The organism is Okeania sp. SIO2F4 (assembly GCF_010672385.1).
Taxonomy (GTDB): domain Bacteria; phylum Cyanobacteriota; class Cyanobacteriia; order Cyanobacteriales; family Microcoleaceae; genus Trichodesmium.
Window position 1 is genome coordinate 1 of the sequence record NZ_JAAHGT010000796.1, and the last position, 4611, is coordinate 4611.

Below are 4611 nucleotides of genomic sequence, written 5' to 3' on the forward strand. Positions count from 1 at the left end.
AGATAAACTCCTTCTTCTTGATTAGAAGATTCCCAATAATTCAATATATTTATGCTATAACTACTGAGGATTTCTTGCAGCTTTGCTGTTGTATAACGGTAGGAGAAAAACAACCCAATTTTATCCCCACTTTTCCACTCTATCAATTGCTCATCCAATTTAAAATTCACATCATTATTCAATTCAAAATTAGCATTAACTCTTTTCAAATTAGGATTTTTATCATCATTTTTAATCCCAAACTTGATATTCCCATTTTCTCGATTAACTCCTACATCTTCCAATACAGTAATTAGCCAATCTTTTGTTAATTCATTATCATATTGTGGCAGAATTTTTTCAATGCCTTGAACATAATCAGAACCAGGTGCTAAATTTGCGCTTAATAGTAATAAATCTCCCTCAGTCAAGAAGTTATTTAAAATTGGGAAAATTTGCTGGGGATAAAAATTAGGAATCATCCCAAAAAACGTAATAATTCTCCTTTCTTTCTCATCCCTTTTCTGAATCTGAAGCATTAAATCGTCAGCATGAAGTAGATCGCAAACAATTGGTTGTACAGATATTTCAGGAAAAGAACTCTTAGCTTTTTGAGCAGAAATTATTGCCAGAGATAAACTAACATCCAAAGGGTAATAGATTAATTCTCGCCCTTGATTAGATAGGTGTGACAATAACAAACTATCTTTAGTTCCACCACCAGAACCTAATCCAATTAACTGTAAATTGGAAAATTTATCTAGGGTTTCGGCTGTTTTTTGGAAACATTTTTCATAAGCATCAACACAATCTAGATTGGTTCGAGAAGGAGAATATTCTTGGTGAATTTTTAACCATTTTTGACTTTGCTTGACACTATCATAATGAAATTTATGATTAATTTGCTTTCCAGAAAAACTGACTAAATAATCTTGATAAACTTGGTCAGGAAATTGACTAGGATGTACAAATACTTGTTCAAAATTTGCCGACATAATAATTCTAGATAATTTGATTTGAAATAGGTCAAGAGCTGAAGTTAGAAGTCATCAGAAGTCAGAAGTTAAATTCTTGCTGTGACTATAGTTGAACTCAGAAGTCAGAAGTTGTTTTTGTAATGGGGATGGGCGAGCAACCCACTAAAAACATTTCGTATGAAAAGACGGGTTTTTAGACACAATTATTTTGATAAGCATTTAGATGTTGGCTCTCAGGAATAAACTTCATAAAAAATTAAGTTATAAAGTAGTATTGAGAGACTTAAATCTATTTTAAAGTATGGTTCAAAGTATATCAGCTAATCTTAGCTATCTGTAGCAAATGTGTTATTCACAAAAAAAAGATGTTTGCGCAGCATTTCCTAGGAAATTCTGAGAGCTAGTAGCTGAATAGTCAAGTGACATACTCCCACGCCAACCTTAAGGTATGGCGTGGGCTTCTCGTTTCGCAGTCCTGAAGAAAGCATAGGACTCCACGAGCTTTAAGGACGGAATGCCCTACCGCCCTATTTTTTATATTGATTGCAGCGTTGAGATCGCGGTCTATTACTGCAGGGCAGTGCGGACAAGAATGAATTCTTTGCGACAATTCTTTAGGGACTTTTTTACCACAATTTGAGCAATCTTGGCTGGTATTTTTGGGGTTTACTGCTATTGTTTTCTGGCCAGCATTCTCAGCTTTGACAGTTAAAATAGTTAGAAATTGTCCCCCAAATCGCATCATTGATTGATTTACTCAATCGAGTTTTGGCTAGCCCTTTAATATTTAAGTTTGCCTTCGGCACGCCGCTCCGCGTCTACGTGGGCAATAATATCAGCTTTTAATAACAATTCATTGGCTGTTTTAAAATGAAAATCTTTCCGTTTATCGGCTACCTTTTTATGTTGTTTGGCTACAGCTTTAACAGCTTTTAACCATCTTATACTCCCTTTTTTCTTCCTAGATAAACGTTTTTGTAGCGTCTTTAATCGCTGCTGAGATTTTCGATAATATTGAGGAATTGGAACCGATTCTCCAACGCTAGTTACCACAAAATCTTTTAACCCCATGTCAATTCCTAGAGTATTTTATGATGTGGATTTGACATCAGAATTGAACTTAGGAACCGACTTGTCTTCTAGGGATAGGGTAACATAATAACCATCAGCTTTGCGACTAATAGTAACAGTTTAAGAGTGAAAACCATTGGGTAACGGTCGATGTTGAATTAACTTTACTTTACCAATTTTGGGTAAATTAATCCTATTTTCTTCAATGCAATCTTGCTTTATTTGGGGATAAGTAAAGCTCCGATAACGTCCTTTTCCTTTAAATCTAGGTTTACCTAATCGCTGCCCGTTTTTATCTACCTTAAACCACAAGCACAAAGGCAAGTTTTACCCGTTTTATGCAATCGGTGCATACCTGAGAATGAATTAACTTATATTCAGGGAATTTATCTTTGGTATTTACCAAATCTTTTTTCTGAGAGTAATAATCTGGGTTGTCTCTCAACTGAGGAATTGGCATCCACCTTGCGGACAAGCGTTAACCGGACAGCGATTTTCTGACCACCATGAGAACCGCTCCCCTAGTCGATGGTTGTACTGCCGACGCAACAACTCCAACCACAATTCTATCGTCGCAATTTGGTCTTTATTGGGTCTAAGTTTGTATTGATAGGCAGTCCTCATTTTGTGGGTTTTTGGGATTTTATGTTACTATTATAACACGAGTTTTATTTAATAGCAAAAACTCCAAAATAATATCGTTAATTAAGTAGGCTCAATGCCTACTTAATTAACCGCCAATTCAGCTAAAAAAATTATAAGTTGTGACGAGAAAAATTTAAAATATATATATTTAAAACCTTATGCACCGTGAAGACTTACCAATTTATACTCAAATTGTTGAAGAGTTACGCCAAAAAATTAAGCAAGGAGTTTATCAAGTAGGAGAAAAGTTACCCACTGAAGCTCAACTCAGTGAACATTTTGCTGTTAACCGTCATACTTTGCGCCGGGCGATCGCTATTTTGAAAAGTGAAGGGTTGCTGAGAGTCGATCAAGGTCGTGGAACTTTTGTTGTGGGTAAACCTATTCAATATGTTATTGGTAAACGGGTACGCTATAATAAAAGTCTCATTGCCCAAGGTCAAAAACCTAATTTTCAATTGCTACAAGTAGTTGAAAGACTTGCTGATGCTTCTATTGCTCAAAAACTAGAAATAGAAGTAGGTGCTTGTGTCGCTTTAATTGAACGTTTAGCTTTTGCAGATAAGCAACCCCTTAGCATTAGTAGTCATTATTTTCCTTTAGATCGTTTTCCAGAAATAATCAAAGAGGAGGGAATCCAATTTTTGCAAGAGAAAGGTTCAATTTCTCAATTGTTAAGGCAGTTATATAATTGCGACCATATTCGTCATAGAACTCATGTTTATGCTCGTATAATTGAGCATCTTGATGCTTCTGTTTTGGAAGTTCCTCTTAATCACCCTATTCTATTAGCAGAGTCGATAAATGTAGATGGGGATGGCAAGATTATTGAATATGGGATGACAAGATTTAGAGGTGATAGGATGGAATTAGTATTTGAAAATTAATATTAATGGTTTGAGGCTAAATTATTTCAATTTTAAGCGTTCGCCAATCAGTGAATTTTGATGATTACCTGGAATTGGCGATCGCGCTTTGGTTAGGAGCCATAAATTTTTCTTATATTTAAGCTTTTTTTGCACTATCTAACTTTTGTTTTGTTTGTTTAAGCTCTTGCCATAGTTCCTGCACCTGTAGATAGGCCAATCTTGCTGGAATTTTCCCTGCTGTTTGTAGACCACTAATATAATTTACCTTATGAGAAAATTCTTGTAATTTCCCATTAAAAGCTATATTTTCTGGAGTTCCTTTTCCGTAATAGGAACTTTGTGGAAAAATAAATTCATGCTGATTCATTTTAGTTTCTCCCTGAGTAGTTTTACACAATTTTTAATTTAATTAAAGAGATTTTAAGTTAATTTTTTGTTCATAGTAATATGATCTCCATTTTTATTTTCCTTTTTTGCCTATCTTGAGATTGTGCTTGATATTTTTTTTACTTTTTGTCACATTTTTCAGTATTTTTTCTCAGTGTTTTTACTTATTATAGCATTGCTCAAGAATTTGTCAAAAGTCCCACCACAGATAAATACTCTGAAACTGTTCTACCAATTCAGTTTAAGGATGTCACAAATAGTTTCAAACTTTAAATGTCAAATAATTGCCTGAAACTGTTATTTTTAAGGAAGAATACTCAATTTCCCAGTTAATTTAGGGGATAAAATCATTATTAATTTTAAATATTTTCCTGAGTAGAACCATCCCCAGAGTCTTCACCAATACCCAAATTTTTCTTAGACTTTTTCAACTGTTTCCAAAGGTCCTTAATTTTATAATAAGCTTCTTCTGAAGAAATTTTCCCACCAGTTTCTAAGCCACAAATGATACTAACTCGTTGAGCAAATTCCTGTAAGTTTGCATTAAAAACTAAGTTTTCTGGAGTAAAATCACCGTGATAGCGACTGCGAGGATACAAAAAATCATCCTTAATTGCCATTTTTCCTCCGATAGAAATATATGGGGTTTGATTAGAGCTGAAAAAGAGGGATGATTATTTACA

General features: G+C 34.3%; 7 protein-coding genes. 1 reads left to right on the forward strand and 6 read right to left on the reverse strand.

Annotated features, from left to right (window positions below):
• The 4 genes from F6K22_RS32835 to F6K22_RS42650 all read right to left on the reverse strand — a co-directional run.
• The coding region (locus F6K22_RS32835) for an L-histidine N(alpha)-methyltransferase (RefSeq protein WP_293107984.1) at nt 1–974 on the reverse strand (974 nt) is incomplete at its 3' end.
• A 397-nt stretch (nt 975–1371) separates the two neighbouring features.
• Nucleotides 1372–1701, reverse strand: coding sequence for a zinc ribbon domain-containing protein (locus F6K22_RS42640; protein WP_363274937.1), 330 nt, complete (start codon nt 1699–1701; stop codon nt 1372–1374).
• A gap of 35 nt (nt 1702–1736) precedes the next feature.
• Entirely contained in the window at nt 1737–2027 is a 291-nt protein-coding gene (locus F6K22_RS42645) for a transposase (protein WP_363274939.1), read from the reverse strand.
• Nucleotides 2028–2468: 441 nt separating this feature from the next.
• Complete coding sequence (locus tag F6K22_RS42650; RefSeq protein WP_363274941.1) at nt 2469–2651, reverse strand: helix-turn-helix domain-containing protein; 183 nt, start codon at nt 2649–2651, stop codon at nt 2469–2471.
• Nucleotides 2652–2830: 179 nt separating this feature from the next.
• Between F6K22_RS42650 and phnF the strand changes: the two genes are divergently transcribed.
• Nucleotides 2831–3559: a phosphonate metabolism transcriptional regulator PhnF gene (gene phnF, locus F6K22_RS32845; RefSeq protein WP_293107987.1), complete on the forward strand. Its 729-nt coding sequence runs from the start codon at nt 2831–2833 to the stop codon at nt 3557–3559.
• 118 nt (nt 3560–3677) lie between these two features.
• Here the strand turns inward: phnF and F6K22_RS32850 are convergent, their stop codons facing one another.
• Complete coding sequence (locus F6K22_RS32850; protein ID WP_293107990.1) at nt 3678–3908, reverse strand: DUF7219 family protein; 231 nt, start codon at nt 3906–3908, stop codon at nt 3678–3680.
• 379 nt (nt 3909–4287) lie between these two features.
• The gene (locus F6K22_RS32855; protein WP_293107993.1) at nt 4288–4548 is read right to left on the reverse strand and encodes a DUF7219 family protein; all 261 of its coding nucleotides are present in this window, start codon (nt 4546–4548) and stop codon (nt 4288–4290) included.
• Between the last annotated feature and the right edge of the window lie 63 nt (nt 4549–4611).